The 733-nt window shown below is 40.8% G+C and carries 1 pseudogene; it reads left to right on the top strand.

Going from position 1 to position 733, the window contains the following annotated elements:
- Positions 1–651 precede the first annotated feature (651 nt).
- Positions 652–733 (top strand): annotated as a pseudogene (locus tag I656_RS20080) (helix-turn-helix domain-containing protein); the annotation flags it as partial.

Genomic DNA, 733 nt, shown 5'->3' on the forward strand with positions numbered 1-733 from the left:
TTTTTAAAAAAGTATGCCAAGAAACCGAGAAAAAAGCCGACTGCAGCAGTCCAAATCGATATAGTCACATCTGGCATCTGTTGCTCCCCCTGTCTAGTTGAAAAAGTGCAAGAAAACCCCTAGTCATTATTTATCACTTAAGTAAATCCACTAACACCCATTGGTAACGAAATTCGTCCATTCTACATGTAGGTGGTTGACAATGGCATGTTGTTGAACGTTCATGAACGTTTTTCTCCAATATTGGTTCTTTTTTCAATTGACATTATAGCAGGGACAGGTTCGTTTTGTATATCTTTTTCTTTTTTCACTCCACTGCGCTTGTTGGGGAACATGAATATGACCTACAATATTTTCCTCACATGTAACGGATAACGATCATTCATGTAGGAGAGGAACCGTATGATTAAGAGACCCGTTTTTGTATGACTCATGTTGTTGTCTTCCGCATGATTCGTGATTTACGCTTACGAAAGCGAGCGGTCAGTGTCCTGGTATGTTCGTTGCATGAATGGATCAGCAGATTGTTGCTGATGTTTTGACCATTCATTGTATATACATGCTCATTGAAAAGTTAACCTTCGCATAAGCGGTGCCCACTCCGGTTATACTGCTCCTAATGAAAAACATGGAAAAGGAGCGGAATTCTGCATGAAACGTCTCAAAATCACCAACGATCACGGATGGACACCTCGGACACTTCGCAAACAGGAACGGAAAATCAAAAACACCC

The sequence above is a fragment of the Geobacillus sp. WSUCF1 genome (assembly GCF_000422025.1).
In the GTDB taxonomy this organism is placed as follows: domain Bacteria; phylum Bacillota; class Bacilli; order Bacillales; family Anoxybacillaceae; genus Geobacillus; species Geobacillus zalihae.